The organism is Arthrobacter sp. 10T419 (genome assembly GCF_056394105.1).
Window position 1 is genome coordinate 1 of record NZ_JBFTHF010000071.1, and the last position, 386, is coordinate 386.

Below are 386 nucleotides of genomic sequence, written 5' to 3' on the forward strand. Positions count from 1 at the left end.
GGTCAGGGACGCGAGGTTGGCATCCGTATGCGACGCCGGCACGAAAAGCTTGATCAGGACGTCGACGGTACCGATCGAGGCGGGATCCTCCATCGGCGGCAAGTCGATCAGCGTTTCGATCGGCCGATCGCCGAGTTGGGACCGGATGCGCGCGTACTCGGCCTGCACCGCGGTCTCGTCCGGGTGCGGGGACCACTCGATCCCCACATGGCGGAGGAAGGCGAGGCAAACGGCGATGGCGTTGTCGCGCTGGCCGAGCACCACGTAGATGTCCACCTGCCAGCAGGTGACCTGGGCACGTTCGACCGTCGTCGTGGCGCGCGCGGACAGCGCCGCGAACCGCGCTTCGGCCACCGGCGCCTGCCCGGACAGGAACTCGCACTGGG

The 386-nt window shown here is 68.7% G+C and carries 1 protein-coding gene; it reads right to left on the minus strand.

Translation table 11 applies throughout. The features are described 5' to 3' along the window. Nucleotides 1-386: hypothetical protein (locus AC1DBD_RS17920; RefSeq protein WP_476982739.1), on the minus strand; the 386-nt coding region annotated here is incomplete at both ends.